Origin of the sequence: Wenjunlia vitaminophila DSM 41686 (assembly GCF_000380165.1) — a bacterium.
GTDB lineage: Bacteria > Actinomycetota > Actinomycetes > Streptomycetales > Streptomycetaceae > Wenjunlia > Wenjunlia vitaminophila.
In genome coordinates this window covers 1-16,163 of the sequence record NZ_KB904715.1, presented here as the reverse complement: position 1 = coordinate 16,163, position 16,163 = coordinate 1, and the positions used below count along the sequence as shown (strand labels likewise).

Here is a 16,163-nt window from a genome sequence, read left to right as displayed (position 1 = left end):
CGTTCCTCGACGCTGCGCTCCCTCGTGCCTCGGTCGCTTGGTCTCGTCTCTTCGGCAGGGGCGCGGCCTTTGGCTCGCTCACGTCTGCGCCGCGTCGGGGTTCGGGTGCACGATGCTGCGGGGTTCCCGTCGAGGGCTCGGTGGCGTCGTCAGTGGTGGGCGTGGCGGTTGTCGCGGGTGGCTCGGGTCCGTCGCCGGCGTTGCCCATCGTGCGCTTGCTCCTTCACCGGAACCTCGTCTTATCCCTTGGGGCGGGGGCGTCACCCAGGGCCCTTCGGCCAGTGTCCAGGCGGAGCGGGAGGTTCTCGAGCCGCGATGAACAGCAGCAGTCGGCGGTGAGCCACCCCAGCGCCGCAGTATCGTGCACCACCACCGCGACACGGGGAACCTTCACGGAAAAGCGACACCCCGCCCGCCGCAGCGTCGTGCACCCCCGCCCCGACGACGCGTGGACGTGAGCGAGCCGCAGTGACACCATGCGGCTGGCGCCGCGGACCGCGCCCCTGCCAAGTGACGAGGAGCAGGTCGCGAGGAACGAGCGGCCGTACGACGAGCAGCGCAGGTAGGGGCACCCCCAAGCGGCCGGCGGCAAGCGAACCCAACCAAGAGCCGCAGTGTCGTGCACCTTCGCCCCGACGACGCGTAGACGTGAGCGAGCCAAAGGCCGCGCCCCTGCCGAAGTGACGAGGAGAAGGTCGCGAGGAACGAGCGACCGCACGACGAGGAACGCCGGTAGGGGCCCCGCAAAGCGGCCGGCGGCGAGCGAACACAAAAAGAGGCGCCGCAGTGTCGTGCACCCCCGCCCCGGCGACGCGTAGACGTGAGCGAGCCGCAGTGACACCATGCGGCTGGCGCCGCGGACCGCGCCCCTGCCAAGTGACGAGGAGTAGGTCGCGAGGAACGAGCGGCCGTACGACGAGGAACGCCGGCAGGGGCCCCGCAAAGCGGCCGGCGGCGAGCGAACACAAAAAAGTCAGAGCGCCGGTGTTTCCAAGGCGTAGCCGACCCCGTGGACGGTGCGGATGCGTTCGGCGCCGATCTTGCGGCGGAGGGCCTTGATGTGGCTGTCCACGGTGCGGGTGCCCGAGGCGTCGGCCCAGTCCCAGACCTCGGCGAGCAGTTGTTCCCTGGAGAGCACCGCGCGGGGGGTTTGGGCGAGGCAGACCAGCAGGTCGAACTCGGTGGGGGTCAGGTGCACGTCCAGGCTCCGGACCCGGACCCGGCGCTGGGCGTGGTCGATTTCCAGGTCGCCGAGGTGCAGTGTTCCGGATCTGGGGGTGCGGGCGGCCATGTCGGCGCGCTCCACACGGCGCAGCAGCACGTGGACCCGGGCGGCCAGTTCCCGCATGGAGAAGGGCTTGGTCATGTAGTCGTCGGCGCCCACCCCGAGGCCGACCAGCATGTCCGTCTCGTCGTCCCGGGCGGTGAGCATCAGTACCGGCACGGGGCGGTGGGCCTGGACGCGGCGACAGACTTCGAGCCCGTCGAAGCCCGGCAGCATCACGTCGAGGACCAGCAGGTCGGGCTGCCAGGCGTGGGCGGCGTCCACGGCGGTGGGGCCGTCGGCGGCGGTGTGCACGCTGAACCCCTCGGCGCGCAGTCTGGCTGCGATGGCCTCGGCGATGGTGGGTTCGTCCTCGACCACGAGGATCTTGCGTTGCGCGCCGGGGCTCGCGACCCCGTTGCTGCTGCTCTGCGGTGTGTGCGTCATCATCAGCCCCGCCCCGTACGTGAGAACTACTGGCCCGCAGCGTACGGTGTACGGCACTGGTCGTGCACCGGGCATCCGGAGTCAGGCGTTCCTATGGGCCAGATGAATGACGTCGGGTTCCCCGCGGGGGACCGGGACCCGCAGGGTGCGGACGTCGGTGAAGTGTCCGCGCAGGCGCTCTTCGAACGCGGCGGAGTGTTGGGCGCCCCAGACCGCGAGCACCCCGCCGGGGTGCAGCCTGGCGCGTAGCGTGGCGAGCCCGGCGTCGTCGTAGAGCCCGGCGTTGGCCTCGGTGACGGTCCAGTCCGGGCCGTTGTCGATGTCCAGGCACAGTGCGTGGTGGCGGTCCTGGCAGGTCGTGATGTGGTGGACCAGGTCGGCCTGGACGAGTTGGGTCCGCGGGTCGTCCCAGGCTTCCTTGGTGAACTGGGCGAGTTCACCGGTGCGGTGCCAGTCGATCACCGCGGGCTCGCGTTCGACGATCACGATCCTGCCCCAGCGCGGTTCGGCGACGGCCTCGGCCAGTGAGAAGCCGACGCCGAGTCCGCCGATGAGCACCGAGGGGCGGGCCACGGAGGGAAGCAGCGCGTCCAGGGCGGCGTTGACCAGCAGGCGTTCGGAGCGGCCGTCCGAGGTGTCCATCAGGAAGCAGCCGTTGGCGATGATCTCGTACCGCTCGCCGCGGCGCCGCAGGACCACCTCGCCGTCGGGCCCGGTGCGGCGGTCAACGGTGACGCAGGAGGACTGGTCGTGGGTTCCGGCGAAGCTCATGCGGGCCATCTTCGCAGGGCGCCGGCCGGTGGCAGCCCGGTCTCTCCCTGATCGCTCACAGCGAACAACCCGCGGGGAACACTGAGCCGTCCCCGGGCATTGTTCCAGTACCTGAGTCTCATGTACTCAACTTGTCTGCCCTGGGAGAAATCATGGCTTCGACGTCCACACCGCTCACACTTCCGGTGCTGCCGCTCGATGACGCGGTGGTGCTGCCCGGGATGATCGTCCAGCTCGACCTCTCCGACGGCGAGGTCCGCGCCGCCGTCGAGGCCGCCAGGTCGCAGGGGACCGGTGACGGCAAGCCCCAGGTGCTGCTGGTGCCGCGGGCCGACAAGGGGTACGCGGCCCTGGGCACCCTGGGCACCGTCGAACAGGTGGGCAGGGTCTCCGGTGGTGACCCTGCCGCGGTGATCCGCGGCGTCGCCCGGGTCCGGATCGGGTCCGGCACCACGGGACCCGGAGCCGCGCTGTGGGTCGAGGGCACCCGGGTGGACGAGCCCGGCCCCGGTGACCCGCTGCCCGGCGCGGTCGCCGAGCTCGTGAAGGAGTACAAGGCGCTGGCCTCGGGTTGGCTGCGGCAGCGCGGCGCCTGGCAGGTCGTGGACCGCATCCACGGCATCGAGGACGTCGGCGAGCTGGCCGACAACTCCGGCTACTCCCCGTTCCTCACCATGGAGCAGGGCATCACCCTGCTGGAGACCATCGACCCGGTGGAGCGGCTGCGGCTCGCCCTCGGCTGGCTGCGTGACCACCTCGCCGAGCAGGACGTCGCCGAGACCATCCGCAAGGACGTCCAGGAGGGCCTGGACAAGCAGCAGCGGGAGTTCCTGCTGCGGCGGCAGCTCGAGGCGGTCCGCAAGGAGCTGGCCGAGCTCAACGGCGACCCGTCCAGCGAGCCCGACGACTACCGGGCCCGGGTCACCGGGGCCGACCTGCCCGAGAAGGTGCGCGAGGCCGCGCTGAAGGAGGTCGAGAAGCTGGAACGGGCCTCGGACGGCTCGCCCGAGGGGAGCTGGATCCGCACCTGGCTCGACACCGTGCTGGAGCTGCCCTGGAACACCAGGACCGAGGACGCCTACGACATCCCCGGCGCCCGGGCCGTGCTCGACGCGGACCACGCGGGCCTCGACGACGTCAAGGAGCGCATCGTGGAGTACCTGGCGGTGCGCAAGCGGCGCGCCGAGCGGGGCCTGGGTGTGGTGGGCGGTCGCCGCGGCGGCGCGGTGCTCGCCCTGGTCGGCCCGCCGGGGGTGGGCAAGACGTCGCTGGGCGAGTCCGTGGCCCGGGCCATGGGGCGGGAGTTCGTCCGTGTGGCGCTGGGCGGCGTCCGGGACGAGGCGGAGATCCGGGGGCACCGGCGCACCTACGTGGGCGCGCTTCCGGGGCGCGTCGTCCGGGCGATCAAGGAGGCCGGCTCGATGAACCCGGTGGTCCTGCTCGACGAGATCGACAAGGTGGGGTCCGACTACCGGGGCGACCCGGCCGCGGCCCTGCTCGAGGTGCTCGACCCGGCGCAGAACCACACCTTCCGGGACCACTACCTGGAGCTGGAGCTTGACCTGTCCGACGTGGTCTTCCTGGCCACCGCCAACGTCCTGGAGTCGATCCCGCAGCCGCTGCTCGACCGGATGGAACTGGTCACCCTGGACGGCTACACCGAGGACGAGAAGGTCGTCATCGCCCGGGACCACCTGCTGCCCCGCCAGCGGGAGCGGGCCGGTCTCACCGAGGACGAGGTCACGCTGGACGACGCGGCGCTGCGGAAGCTGGCCACCGAGTACACCAGGGAGGCCGGGGTCCGGTCGCTGGAACGGGCGATCGCCCGCATCCTGCGCAAGGTGACCGCCCAGGTGGAGCTCGGCGAGGGCGAACTGCCCCGGGCCGTGGACGCGGACGCGTTGCGCGGCCTGATCGGCAGGCCCCACCACACCCCCGAGTCGGCGCAGGACCCGGCCGGTCGGCGCACCGCCGTCCCCGGCGTGGCCACCGGGCTCGCGGTCACCGGGGCGGGTGGTGACGTGCTCTACGTGGAGGCGTCCCTGGCCGACCCCGAGACGGGGGGCACGGCGCTCAACCTGACCGGGCAGCTCGGGGACGTGATGAAGGAGTCGGCCCAGATCGCCCTGTCCTTCCTGCGCAGCCACGGGGCCGAGCTGGAGTTGCCGGTCGGTGACCTGAAGGACCGCGGCGTCCACCTGCACGTCCCCGCGGGGGCGGTGCCCAAGGACGGCCCGAGCGCCGGCATCACCATGACCACCGCGTTGGCCTCCCTGCTCTCCGGCCGTCAGGTCCGGGCGGACGTGGCGATGACCGGTGAGGTCTCGCTCACCGGTCGGGTGCTGCCGATCGGTGGCGTCAAGCAGAAGCTGCTCGCCGCGCACCGGGCGGGGATCACCACGGTCCTCATCCCGCAGCGCAACGAGCCGGACCTGGACGACGTCCCCGCGGAGGTCCTGGACCGGCTGACGGTCCACCCGGTCTCCGACGTCCGCCAGGTCCTCGAGCTGGCCCTGGAGCCGGCCGGCGCCGCCGCCCACACGGTGGCGGCGGCCTGACGCTCCCGCGGGCCAGGTGCCCCGACCCGCTGACGGGCCCCCAACAGTGGGGGCCCGTCAGCGGCACGGGCGCCGGGCGGCGGTGGCCGGCGGAATCTCGTTGGCCGAGTCGGGCCGGACGGTGAATGATGCCGCCATGGCACGCAGCTTTGACGATCTCGTGGCCGAGGCCGGCACCGCTCCGGTGGAGGGCTGGGACTTCTCCTGGTTGGACGGCCGGGCCACCGAGGAACGGCCGTCGTGGGGGTACCAGCGGTTGATGGCCGGGCGGCTGGCCGGCGCGTCGGCCGCGTTGGACATCCAGACCGGGGGCGGCGAGGTGCTGTCCGGGGTGGGGGCCTTCCCGCCGACGATGGTCGCCACCGAGTCCTGGCCGCCCAACATCATCCGGGCCACCCGGCTGCTGCACGGGCGGGGCGTGGTGGTGGTAGCGGACCCGGACGAGCCGCCGTTGCCGTTCGCGGACGAGGCGTTCGACCTGGTGACGAGCCGCCACCCGGCGACCGTGTGGTGGACGGAGATCGCCCGGGTGCTCCGCCCCGGCGGCACCTACTTCGCCCAGCACGTGGGGCCGGCCAGCGCCTTCGAGGTGAGCGAGTACTTCCTGGGCCCGCAGCCGGAGGCGCGGGACCTGCGTCACCCGGACCGGGAGGGCGCGGACGCGCGGGCGGCCGGCCTTGAGGTGGTCGACCTGCGGCTGGAGCGGCTGCGGATGGAGTTCTTCGACGTCGGGGCGGTCGTCTACTTCCTGCGCAAGGTGATCTGGATCGTCCCCGGCTTCACGGTGGACCGCTACCGGGACCGTCTGCGGGAGCTGCACCGGCAGATCGAGACCGAGGGGCCGTTCGTGGCCCACTCGACCCGGTTCCTCATCGAGGCCCGCAAACCGAACGCCTGAGTCCGGTTCCGGGCCGCGACGGCGTTCCCCGACCTCAGCCGGCCGCGGCCTCCAGCTCGAGGAGCCACTGGATGATCTCCGTGTGGCGGCGTGCCTCACCCGGGTCGGCGCCCCAGGCGTACAGGCCGTGTCCCGCGACGACGACGCCCGGCACGCGCGGCTGGAGGACCGCCTCGAGCCGGTCGCCGAGCACCCGCATGTCCTGGCTGTTCTCGATGACCGGCAGGACCACCTCGACGTCGTGGGCGGGCACCCCGATCCCCTTGAGCATCTCCACGTCCCGGAAGGGAACGCCGTCGGGGTGCCGCCGGCCCATCGCCACCGCGTGGACGGTGTGCACGTGGACGACCGCGCCGGCCCCGGTGAGCCGCACGACCCTGGCGTGCAGCGCCGCCTCCGCCGACGGCTTGCCGCCGGACGCGGAGGCGGCCTTGCCCTCCTCGTCCACCAGGGTCATGTCGGCCGCCGTGAGCTCGCCCTTGTCCAGGCCGCTCGGGGTGACCAGGAGCCGCAGCGGGTCGTGTCCCGTCACCACCGACAGGTTCCCCGACGTGCCGCGCATCCACCCGAAGGACGCGAACCGTGCCGCTTCCGCGGCCAGCACCGCGCCCGCGCTGGTCAGGTCCCGGAAGATGGTTCCGGCGTCCGTGGTCGGGGACTGCGTCCCGGTCATGGTGTTTCCTTCTCGGTGGTGATGTCGATCTCGTCGAACGTGTCGGCGCGGGGGTGGTCCCCGGTGCCCTGCGCGCTGTACGGCTCTCCCGGCCGGACGAGGCCGACCGTCAGCCAGCCGGCTTCCCGGGCGGCGTCCAGTTCGGAGGGCCGGTCGGACAGGAACAGGGTCCGGCCCGCGGGCAGCCCGGTCGCGGCGGTGATGGCCCGGTAGGAGTCGGCGGCCGTCTTGGGGCCGGCGTTCTCCGTGTCGAAGAACGCGTCGACCAGCCCACGCAGGTCACCGTCCGGGGTGTGCCCGAACCAGGCGAGCTGGGCGGCCACGGAACCCGAGGAGTAGACGTGGAGCCGCAGCCCCTCCCGGTGCCAGCGCCGCAGGACGGGCACCACGTCGGGGTAGAAGTGCGAGACCAGGTCCCCGCGGGCGAACCCCTCCGACCAGATGACGCCCTGGAGCGTCTTCAGCGGGGTGACCTTGCGGTCCTCGTCGAGCCAGCCGCCCAGGGCCCGTTCGATCGTGGCGAGGTCCGCCTCCGGGGCGTCGAGCAGCTCCCGCACCTGGGCGACGGCCCGCGCCACGTCGGGTTCGCCGCCGCGTTCGGCGAGCAGGGTGGCGAAACGTTTCCGCGAATAGGGGTAGAGCACATCGGTCACGAAACCGGTGGAACTGGTGGTGCCCTCGATGTCCAGGACGACGCCGTCGGCCTCGAAGCGCAACGTCACGCCGCGTCCCGCAGGTACCCCGCGTGGAGGGTGTCGAAGTCCGGGAAGCGTTCGGCGATCGGGCTGCCGGTGAACGTGCCCACCCAGCCGTCCTCCTCGTGGAAGAAACGGATCGCCGTGAACGAGGGCCGGGTCCCCATGTCGAACCAGTGGGTCGTGCCCTTCGGCACTCCCAGCAGGTCGCCCTTCTCGCAGTAGACGGCGTGCACCTCACCGTCCACGTGGAGGTAGAACACCCCCGCCCCCGAGACGAAGAAGCGGACCTCGTCGTCGTCCTCGTGGGTGTGCTCGGCGAGGAACTTCTCCCGTGCGGCCCTCACCTTCTCCGCCCAGCCCGGCTCGTCGCCGGGGTGCAACGCGACGACGTCCACCGTGGCGAAGCCCTCCTCCGCGTTGAGCTTGTCGATCTCCTCGCGGTAGGCCTCCATGACGGTGTCCGGGTCAGCGCCGGGCGGAACGTCGTCACGCACCGGCCACTGCTCGTACCGGACCCCCAGCGGCGCCAGCGCGGCGGCGATCTCACCGGGGTCGGACGTGCGACGGACAACGGCCGCGGGGCCGGAGTCGGGCCATGTGGTCAGCAGCGTCATGAGAACTCCAGAAAGGGGGACAGCGCGTTCCCGGCGCCGCGCCAGGAGTGTTCAGACTCCAGATGGTATGACCAAGCAGTTGGTCGGCGGCAGCGCGGACAGTTTCTTCTCACCTATTGAGAAGAAACGTGTCTCAAGAACTGGTCGGTAAACCGGCGGGAAACCCGGGGTAAAGCGCACGGGCCTCATTTCCGTGACCACTGGGCTCCGTTCCGTGACCGGGGGAAGCCGTGGTCAGGGCGTGTGCGGGCGGTCCGTGAACGCCGGGGCCGACCCGCCACCCGGCGGCGTTCACCAGGGCGGATACCCATGTCGTGCCGCCGGGGCGCAATGGCGAACGGATAGCGTGGTCGCGCCGGGCACTCCGCATTCCCGCACGGGGAGGCAATAGCGTGGACGTCTTTCGCTCTTCGGGTGACTTCGACAACACCAGCATCGGGCGCTGCGTACTGCCCGCCGGGGTGCCCGCGGGCAAACGGCTCGTCATCGAGACCGTGACCGGTCACTACTACGCGGACGGCGGCGTCCTGGGGCCGGCCTACATGGACGCCAACGGGGTCCGGTACGGCTTTCCGTGGACGCAGTGCGGTTCCCTCGGGCACGACACCGGCGACCGCAGGTTCTACGGCTTCACCCACCAGGTGCGGCTGTACGTGGACGGCCCCGCGACCCTCCAGTTCGACGCCTACGGGGCCGCCGGGGGCACCGGCCAGCCCAGCGGCGGCTACAGCGTGACCGGCTACCTCGAGCCGTTGCTGTGACACGGCCCCTGTGACGCGGCCCCCTGCGGCCTGGCACCCCGTGCGCCCGGGGCCCGGCTGACCGACGACCGCCCGCGGTGGACCTCCCCGCCGCGTCGTGGCGGCCCCCGTCCCGCCGGGCCGGTCCACCGTGGAGGATCTGGGGCAGGGGCCCCGCACGGTGAGGAGCGTCGTCATGCCCGAGGTGGAACTCAGCGCAGGTGTCATCGACTACCAGGACACCGGAGGGGCCGGCGAGACCGTGGTGCTGCTGCACGGACTCGGGTTCGACGACTCCGTCTGGAGCGAGGTGGTCGCGGGCCTTCGTGGGCAGTTCCGGGTCGTCGTCCCGGTCCTGCCGATCGGCAGCCACCGCCGACCGATGCACCCGGAGGCCGACCTGTCGGCGCACGGGATGGCGGCCCTGGTCGCGGAGTTCCTCGAACGCCTCGACCTCAGGGACGTCACCCTCGTCCAGAACGACGCGGGAACCGCGCAACTGCTGGTGGGGGAGCGTGACGAGCGGGTCGCCCGGCTGGTGCTCACCTCCTGCGAGGCCCTGGAGAACTACCCGCCCGGCTTCCAGGGCCGGACCCTGCACCGCGCGGCACGGGTACCCGGTGGCCTCTTCTGGCTGTTGCAGTCCTTCCGGGTGCCCTTCCTGGCGCGCATGCCGAACTCGCTGGGCGGGATGGCGAACCGCCGCATCCCCCACGACCTGGTGCTCCGCTGGTACCGACCCGCGCTCACCGACCGCGGGATCCGCCGCGACCTGGCCAAGTTCTGCCTCGGCGGCCGGCCGGACACCTACCTGCGGGCCGCGGACCGGTTCCCGACGTTCGACCGCCCGGTCCTGGTCGCCTGGGGCGCGGACGACCGGATGATGCCGCCCGCCACCGGGCGACGACTCGCGGAGCTGCTGCCCAACGGGCGTTATGTGGAGATCCCGAACGCCCGCACGCTGGTCCCCTGGGACAACCCCGAGGCCCTGGTGGCCGAGGTGCGCCGCTTCGTCGCGGAGAACCCGCTGGCGGGAGGGCCGGCGCGGGGCCGGGACTGACGGACACCGTCCGGACCCTCCGGGCCGTCCCCCTCCCCGGCTAACCGAGCTGTCGCAGGAACTCCCCGACCGCGAGGGCCATGCCGTCCGGGTCGTCGTCGTGGACCCAGTGCCCCGCGGTCGGGAAGGTGACCAGCCGGGTGTGCGGCCGGCGCTCGACCATCCGCTCAGCCAACGCCGTGGACAGCAGGGGACTGGCGGCCCCGTGGAGCACCAGCGCGGGGCACGTGGAGGAGAGCCACTGTGACCACCAGTCGCCGACGCCGCTCTCCTGGACCTCCATCATGTGGTCCCACTCGAACAGGAACCGCCAGTGGTCCCCGTCCTGGACGGCGCTGTGCAGGAAGTAGCTGGCGTCCGGTATGCCACGCTCCGCGAGCTGCCCGGCGAGGGCCTCCCGGGTGGGTGCGGTGGCCGGCCACCCCCGGACGTCCAGCACCGGGTGGGCGACCTCCGGCCGCCGCATGACCGGCCCGACGTCCTCGATGACCAGCGCGGTCACCAGCTCCGGGTACCGTGCCGCCAGGTGGTAGGCGACGATGCCACCGAACGAGTGACCGAGGACGACCGCGGGACCCGACACCACCCGGCGCAGCACCTCGGCGGCGTCCTCGACGAAGTCGTCGAGCCGGTAGCCGGGCGTGTGGTCGCTCAGGCCGTGCCCGCGTTGGTCGAGCGCGACGACCCTGGCCTGCCCGGCGAGGTCACCGGCCAACCGGGTGAAGACCGTGCCCCTGCCGAACGAGCCGTGGATCACGAGCACGGGGACCCCGGCGCCCCCGAAGTCCACGTAGGACAGGGTGCGGCCGGCGACGTGGAGAAAGGATTGGGAGAGGGGTCCGCGCGTCCTGGTCATGCCCCGTCCTGCGTCTGGTGGGAAGCGATCTGGATCAGGTTGCCGCAGGTGTCGTCGAGGACCGCCACGGTGATCTCTCCCATCTCCACCGGTTCCTGAACGAACCGCACGCCGAGCTCGCTGAGCCTGGCGAACTCCTCTCGGACGTCGTCCACCGCGAAGGAGGTCAGGGGGATGCCGTCGGCGACCAGGGCCTCCTTGTAGGGCCTGACCGCGGGATGGCTGTCGGGTTCGAGGACGAGCTCGGTGCCGTCCGGCTCCTCGGGGGAGACGACGGTCAGCCAGCGGTCGGCGCCCAGCGGGATGTCCGAGCGCTTCACGAAGCCCAGCACCTCGGTGTAGAAGCGCAGCGCCTTCTCCTGGTCGTCCACGTACACGCTGGACAGGTTGACTTTCATCTGTGGCTCTCCGGTGGCTCGCGCCTGATCCACCGATCGGTGATCCGCTCCAGCGGGCCGGTGTTCAGGTCGTGGAACTTGTAACGCCCCTCCCGCCGGGTCTCGACCAGCCCGGCGGCCTCCAGCACGGCGAGGTGCTGGGAGATCGCCTGGCGGCTCAGCCCGATCTGGTGCTTCGTGCTCAGTCGTGAGCAGATCTCGAACAGCGTCTGTCCCTGCCGCTCCGCGAGCTCGTCGAGGATCTTCCTGCGCGTGGGGTCGGCCAGGGCTTTGAACACCTCATCGCCCATGCCCGCCACTATAGGCAAGTTGCCGCTTGCCTATCAAGGGCCGACACCCGGACGGTACGCGTCCGCCCACGGCGCCGGGCAGGAGCACGGTAGAGCGTTCCGAACGTCATGCCGCCTCCTCGGACACGGGGTTCCCCGCGGGGAGCGCAGCCGCAACGCGGCTGTTACTGAGCCAACGGAACAGAGCAGGCCCAAGGAGAATTGCAACGGCACCCCCGATGAAGAAGGGCCAAGAGAGGCCCATCGCCTGGGCCAGCGATCCACCGGCGAACGCACCCAGGGCCGAGGCGCCGGTGGACAACGTACGGAAGACGGCGGTGACACGGCCCAGCATACGGTCGGGTATGAGCCTCGTCCGCAGGCTCACGCCAATGACCGCCTGGGTCATGACGGCGAATCCGTCGATGGCAATGAGGGCGATCACGCTGTCGATCCAGCCGATCGAAGCGGTGGCCACGCCCGACACGACGGTTGTCCACAGCAGAGCCGTACCCGGGCGTGTCAGTGCACCGGCACGGTCGCCGTACATGCTCCCGAGGGTCGCTCCTATCGCCCCACCCGCGAGCACGAGACCGAACGTCGCCGGGGTCGCGTCGAGTCGCTCGACGACCGTCAGGGAGACGAGACTGTAGGTGGCGGAGCTGATCAGGTTGCCGACGGCGAACAGTACGCGTTGTCGTAGGGGGTCTCGGCGATTCCGAACAAGAGGGCCAAGCCGTAGAGCATGGCAATGTGCAGGTGGTCGGTCGCGAGACCCACCGCTAGGAGGCCGACTCCGACGGCACGACAGGCACTGGCCACGCGGAGAAGGAAGACGCGGTCGACGCGGTCAGCGAGCGTGCCCATGGGGATCGACACGAGCAGCCAGGGCAGGTACTGGAATCCGGTGACGGCAGTGATGGCGAGCGGATCGCGCGTGAGCGTCAGGGCCGCGAGTTGCGTTGCGGCCAGCAGGACGCCGTCGGAGAGGTTCGATGTCGCGGTCGCCGACCACAGCTTCCGGAACCGCCGCCAAGCGACACGGTCTGGCGCCGGGACCGCCATTGTGTGTGTCTCCTGAGATGAGTCGCAATGACTAACCGGTGGGCAGCGGTTGGTGAACTCCTGGATGGCTGAGACGTGCCGGCGGCCGTGGCCGCCGGCACGGGTGGGTCAGCGGCCGAACTCGTCCCGCCGGACGGCCGAGACGAAGGACGACCAGGCGACTCGGTCAAAGATCAGCGCTGGCCCCCCGGGGTCCTTGCTGTCGCGGACGGGAACGACGCCGGGGATATCGGGGGCTATTTCGACGCAGTTGCCGCCGTTGTCTCCGCTGTAGCTGCTTTTGAGCCATGTCGCCGTGCTGAGGACATTCTTCTTCATGATGCTCGTACCCTCCCAGTGTCTCACTGATCAAAGCGGCTGACTCCTGGGCTGACGGCACGTCGGCCCGCAGCACATCATAACGCCGGCTATGGCGTGCGAAGATAGTGGGATCGTCGCTGAAATGACCGTGGTCCAGCGATTCCGAGTAGACCCACCGGTGCCCGTCAGGCAACGTGATCAACGACATGGAAACGTTGGGGCGTGCGGGTCTGGCAAGATTTGCCGGCGCGATGTGCACCCGGATGTTGGGGAGCCGTCCGATGCGCAGCAGGTGCGCGCACTGGTCCCGCATTACGGCCGGGCTGCCCACCACATTTCGCAAACAGCTTTCGTCCAGCACCGCGATGTACAAGGGGCCATCAGTGGCCAGGAAACGTTGCTGACGGCTGAGCCGGGCCCGCACGTGGTCCTCGACCTCTTCCCCACTCGTGACGCGGGAGAACAGCGCGCGGGCATAGTCCTCGGTCTGCAACAGGCCGGGGACGACCTGCGTCTGGTACTCGTGCAGGGCAACGGCCTCGGCGTCCATCTCGGCCCTTCGGCCGAACCAGTCAGGATGTTCGACCTCGGGATACCAGTCCACGCGCGCCCAGAGACGCTGTAACACGCCACCCGTACCGAGGAGTTCGTCGCACGCCTTGGCGAAGGTGTCCTGGGGCACCCGGGTGCCGGCCTCGACGCGGGCCACCAGGGAGCGGTCACACGGGATGCGGGTGGCCAGGGCTTCCTGTGTCACGTACGCCGCCTCCCGGTAGTGCCTCAACACCTCGCCGAAGGCGGCGGCTCCGGTGGCCGCCGTCCCCGTTGCGGCATTGCGTCGGTTCATATGTCCTCCCGTGACAGTTGGCTGGTGGCACACGTGCGGCATTGTCGCCGGCCTTTCCGATGGGCAAGGCTGTGTGCACCCAGAGTAGTTGGGTATTGCGGGGGAGTGGGTGAAACCAAGGAAATGGAGTGAGAATGGCGGAAGGTGCGGAGGCGGCAGGGGCGACCCCGAAGAAGGGGGCACTCGTGTACGACCCGGTGACGGACAGGATGGGTGAGTACCAATCGGAGTCCGGGCCCTATGTGCTGCTCCGGCCGGTCGGGGGCGGGAGGGAGTGGGAGGCCGATCCGGGGAGAATTCGCCCGGCGACCCCGGAAGAGCGCCTGAGCGCGGAACTGCGGGCCGTCAATTCTGGACGCAGGTGGGGGCGGTAGGGGTTCTTGGCATTGCGCTGAGCGAAATCCCCAGCCGGGAATGGCGGTGGAGGTGTGCGCAACAAAGCGATCTGCGTTGAGGACCAGCCCTGCCGGAACAACCCGCGTCGGAACAACCCGCGTCGGAACAATCGCAGTCGAACGGCCACGCGGGCGCCACCTGGCCGAGGACCCGCCGGTGTCCCGACTCCGGGCGCCCGCGCCGACTCCCGGCGGAGTCGGAGGGGCCGCCGAGGGCTCCGGCGCCCCCCCCCGCAGCCCCCGGCCCGACCTCCCGTTCGTCGGGTGTTCACCCGAAATCTGGGGGTCGATACGGGAAAGGGTTGACCGCGGGCGTACAGTCGCAACCGTCACAGCAGTCACAGCACCGCCACACATTTCGCAAGATCGGCGGATGCTGAATGTCTGAGGGGGAACACGTGCGTAACCGCATCGTCATCACCGCGCTCACCGCCGCCGCCGTCGTCGGCGGGATCGCCGTTCCGGCCGCCCAGGCCGACGGCGGATACGGCGACACCACCATCACCAGCGCCACCGTCAACGGCGGCAGGGACATCATCATCGGCAGTGGCACGGCCAAGACGGTGAAGGTCACCATCTACGGGCGGGACAACTCCGGGCTCAGCAAGGTGGACATCGACCTCAACGGCCCGAACTACGGCTACTTCAACTCCGCCGGCGCCTGCGAGACGGTGACCGCCTGCTCCCGCTCGTTCACCATCGACCCCCGCGTTGACCTGATCAACAGCAACGCGGGGACCTGGTACGTCGGTGCCTGGGTGGACGCCAAGGACGGTGACTTCAGGTGGACCGAGCGGATCCGTAGCTTCCGGGTGAAGAGGGCGGCCCTGCTCTCCGCCAACGCCTCTCCCGAGCCGGTGCTCAAGGGCCGCGCCATCACCGTCACCGGGGCGCTGAAGCGGGCGAACTGGGAGACCGGTACCTATTCCGCGTACAGCGGCCAGTCCGTCCAACTCCAGTTCCGCAAGTACGGGGCCACCAGCTACACCACCGTCAAGACCGTGACCTCCGGAAGCTACGGTGCCCTGAAGACCACGGTGACCGCCTCGGTTGACGGCTACTGGCGGTGGAGTTACGCCGGCAACACCGCCACGGGCAACAAGGTGAGCGCGGGCGACTTCGTCGACGTTCGCTGACCCCGCGGCCAATCCGCACCGTGCGGCCGGGTTGGTACCCCCAGCCCGGCCGCACGGGGGTCTCAGGCGGTGACCGCCTCGTCGACCGCCGGGAACAGGTCCGCCCTCATCATGGACACGACCTGTGCCCTGACCTGTTCGTGGGTGAAGGGGAGCTTGGCGGAGTAGGACTCGTCGCTGGAGACCTGGAGGTAGATCTTCACCAGGTAGGTGTCCTTCTGCACCAGCGCGTGGACCAGGTTGTCGCTGGCGGACGTGACGCTGACGACCTCTCCCCGGGTCCAGTCACCGCCGGTGAGCTGCTCGACCTGGCTCCCCTCGAACTTCTTCGACGCGCCGATCCGGTCCTGGAACTGCTTGTCGGCCTCGGCCCTGTCGCCGTAGGCCACCACCGCCACGTTCAGCCGGGCGGGGATCAGCTCCTGCTTGGCGTCGCCCTGCCCCACCAACGGCAGTTTGAGCTGGGCGGCGCACTGGGGGCCTCCCGGGTCCACGCCCACGCCCCTGGGAACGTCCTCGGGGCCGAACTCGTAGCCGGGGGACTGGAGCACCTTCTCCAGCGGCGCCAGGTCCACGGTGTCGCAGACCTTCATGGTGTCGATGACGACGCCGGGGTCGCCCCCCGGTTGGCTGTCGGTGGTTCCGTCGCTGCTGCTCGAGGGCGAGCCGTCGTCGTCGCTCGAGCAGGCCGAGGACGCCAGGAGCAGCCCGCAGACCAGTCCGAGGCCGGCCAGGGCGCGGAGCCGGCGCCCTAAGACCGGGACGGTGGCGGAGGTCGGTGTTCCGTTGTCGTGCGGGGTGCTCATGTGCTCGTTCGTCTCCCTCGTGGATCGGCGCTCCGTCGGCACCGCAATGACCCAGATGGGGGCGGACCCGCGATTGGTTGCGGTCCGGGGTGCCGCGCGTCGGCCGCGGTGTGGGCGACGCCGTCCGGGGCACGGCGGTCCGGACGTGGTCGTGGCGGCGCCCCGGGTCGGTACGGCCGTGGCCCCGCTGGGAAATACTTGCTCCTTGACATCCTCCCCGTCCTAAAGGACGGGGATTCCTGGCTCACGTTGGCCGGGGACCAGCGGTCCGCCGGCTCTTACACGATCAGCGCCAGCCGGGTTGAGACCAGCCCGGACCAGCATCACGCGTGCGGAGTTCTTGTCCCTGGGGGACACGGCTGCGCACG

General features: G+C 70.7%; 17 protein-coding genes and 2 pseudogenes. 5 read left to right on the top strand and 14 right to left on the bottom strand.

What is annotated here, in order from left to right:
• Positions 1 to 973: 973 nt before the first annotated feature.
• Positions 974 to 1,714: a response regulator transcription factor gene (locus A3IG_RS0125160; RefSeq protein ID WP_018386360.1), complete on the bottom strand. Its 741-nt coding sequence runs from the start codon at positions 1,712 to 1,714 to the stop codon at positions 974 to 976.
• Between the two features lie 78 nt (positions 1,715 to 1,792).
• Positions 1,793 to 2,482: a spermidine synthase family protein gene (locus tag A3IG_RS0125155; RefSeq protein ID WP_026220638.1), complete on the bottom strand. Its 690-nt coding sequence runs from the start codon at positions 2,480 to 2,482 to the stop codon at positions 1,793 to 1,795.
• A 152-nt stretch (positions 2,483 to 2,634) separates the two neighbouring features.
• Between A3IG_RS0125155 and lon the strand changes: the two genes are divergently transcribed.
• A complete protein-coding gene (gene lon, locus A3IG_RS0125150) occupies positions 2,635 to 5,040 on the top strand; it encodes an endopeptidase La (protein WP_018386358.1) in 2,406 nt (801 codons plus the stop codon).
• 136 nt (positions 5,041 to 5,176) lie between these two features.
• Positions 5,177 to 5,938, top strand: a complete 762-nt coding sequence (locus A3IG_RS0125145; RefSeq protein WP_018386357.1) for a class I SAM-dependent methyltransferase — start codon at positions 5,177 to 5,179, stop codon at positions 5,936 to 5,938.
• A 34-nt stretch (positions 5,939 to 5,972) separates the two neighbouring features.
• Here the strand turns inward: A3IG_RS0125145 and mtnB are convergent, their stop codons facing one another.
• Genes mtnB through A3IG_RS0125130 form a run of 3 tightly spaced genes read right to left on the bottom strand, consistent with a single transcriptional unit; the run spans position 5,973 to position 7,923 of the window.
• Positions 5,973 to 6,611: a methylthioribulose 1-phosphate dehydratase gene (gene mtnB / locus A3IG_RS0125140; RefSeq protein ID WP_018386356.1), complete on the bottom strand. Its 639-nt coding sequence runs from the start codon at positions 6,609 to 6,611 to the stop codon at positions 5,973 to 5,975.
• On the bottom strand, positions 6,608 to 7,333 hold the full coding sequence (mtnC, locus tag A3IG_RS0125135; protein WP_018386355.1) for an acireductone synthase: 726 nt from the start codon (positions 7,331 to 7,333) through the stop codon (positions 6,608 to 6,610). The genes mtnB and mtnC overlap by 4 nt, the downstream gene beginning before the upstream one ends.
• Positions 7,330 to 7,923, bottom strand: coding sequence for a 1,2-dihydroxy-3-keto-5-methylthiopentene dioxygenase (locus A3IG_RS0125130; RefSeq protein WP_018386354.1), 594 nt, complete (start codon positions 7,921 to 7,923; stop codon positions 7,330 to 7,332). Before A3IG_RS0125130 ends, mtnC begins: the two co-directional genes overlap by 4 nt.
• Before the next feature lie 392 nt (positions 7,924 to 8,315).
• Here A3IG_RS0125130 and A3IG_RS0125125 point away from each other — a divergent pair, with 392 nt between their 5' ends.
• Complete coding sequence (locus A3IG_RS0125125; protein ID WP_018386353.1) at positions 8,316 to 8,684, top strand: hypothetical protein; 369 nt, start codon at positions 8,316 to 8,318, stop codon at positions 8,682 to 8,684.
• 175 nt (positions 8,685 to 8,859) lie between these two features.
• Entirely contained in the window at positions 8,860 to 9,723 is an 864-nt protein-coding gene (locus A3IG_RS0125120) for an alpha/beta fold hydrolase (protein WP_018386352.1), read from the top strand.
• Positions 9,724 to 9,763: 40 nt separating this feature from the next.
• Here the strand turns inward: A3IG_RS0125120 and A3IG_RS0125115 are convergent, their stop codons facing one another.
• The 7 genes and pseudogenes from A3IG_RS0125115 to A3IG_RS0125090 form a co-directional block, all read right to left on the bottom strand.
• Positions 9,764 to 10,579 carry an alpha/beta fold hydrolase gene (locus tag A3IG_RS0125115; protein ID WP_018386351.1) on the bottom strand — a complete coding sequence of 272 codons (816 nt, stop codon included), beginning with the start codon at positions 10,577 to 10,579 and terminating at the stop codon, positions 9,764 to 9,766.
• Positions 10,576 to 10,977 carry a VOC family protein gene (locus A3IG_RS0125110; protein WP_018386350.1) on the bottom strand — a complete coding sequence of 134 codons (402 nt, stop codon included), beginning with the start codon at positions 10,975 to 10,977 and terminating at the stop codon, positions 10,576 to 10,578. Before A3IG_RS0125110 ends, A3IG_RS0125115 begins: the two co-directional genes overlap by 4 nt.
• The gene (locus A3IG_RS0125105) at positions 10,974 to 11,267 is read right to left on the bottom strand and encodes an ArsR/SmtB family transcription factor (protein WP_018386349.1); all 294 of its coding nucleotides are present in this window, start codon (positions 11,265 to 11,267) and stop codon (positions 10,974 to 10,976) included. The genes A3IG_RS0125110 and A3IG_RS0125105 overlap by 4 nt, the downstream gene beginning before the upstream one ends.
• A gap of 106 nt (positions 11,268 to 11,373) precedes the next feature.
• On the bottom strand, positions 11,374 to 11,913 hold the full coding sequence (locus A3IG_RS34670) for an MFS transporter (RefSeq protein WP_265736658.1): 540 nt from the start codon (positions 11,911 to 11,913) through the stop codon (positions 11,374 to 11,376).
• Positions 11,913 to 12,311: an MFS transporter gene (locus A3IG_RS0125095; protein ID WP_018386347.1), complete on the bottom strand. Its 399-nt coding sequence runs from the start codon at positions 12,309 to 12,311 to the stop codon at positions 11,913 to 11,915. The genes A3IG_RS34670 and A3IG_RS0125095 overlap by 1 nt, the downstream gene beginning before the upstream one ends.
• Before the next feature lie 108 nt (positions 12,312 to 12,419).
• Entirely contained in the window at positions 12,420 to 12,551 is a 132-nt protein-coding gene (locus tag A3IG_RS35515; RefSeq protein WP_236719173.1) for a DUF397 domain-containing protein, read from the bottom strand.
• A pseudogene (locus tag A3IG_RS0125090) lies at positions 12,502 to 13,458 on the bottom strand (helix-turn-helix domain-containing protein); the annotation flags it as partial. The gene A3IG_RS35515 and the pseudogene A3IG_RS0125090, both read right to left, overlap by 50 nt.
• A 793-nt stretch (positions 13,459 to 14,251) precedes the next feature.
• Between A3IG_RS0125090 and A3IG_RS0125080 the strand changes: the two are divergent.
• Complete coding sequence (locus A3IG_RS0125080) at positions 14,252 to 14,989, top strand: hypothetical protein (protein WP_018386344.1); 738 nt, start codon at positions 14,252 to 14,254, stop codon at positions 14,987 to 14,989.
• 62 nt (positions 14,990 to 15,051) lie between these two features.
• Here the strand turns inward: A3IG_RS0125080 and A3IG_RS0125075 are convergent, their stop codons facing one another.
• Together A3IG_RS0125075 and A3IG_RS35510 are read right to left on the bottom strand one after the other, a co-directional pair.
• Positions 15,052 to 15,795 (bottom strand): hypothetical protein, encoded by a 744-nt coding sequence (locus A3IG_RS0125075; RefSeq protein WP_018386343.1) that lies wholly within the window; start codon positions 15,793 to 15,795, stop codon positions 15,052 to 15,054.
• A gap of 222 nt (positions 15,796 to 16,017) precedes the next feature.
• Positions 16,018 to 16,163 (bottom strand): annotated as a pseudogene (locus A3IG_RS35510) (RNA-guided endonuclease TnpB family protein); the annotation flags it as partial.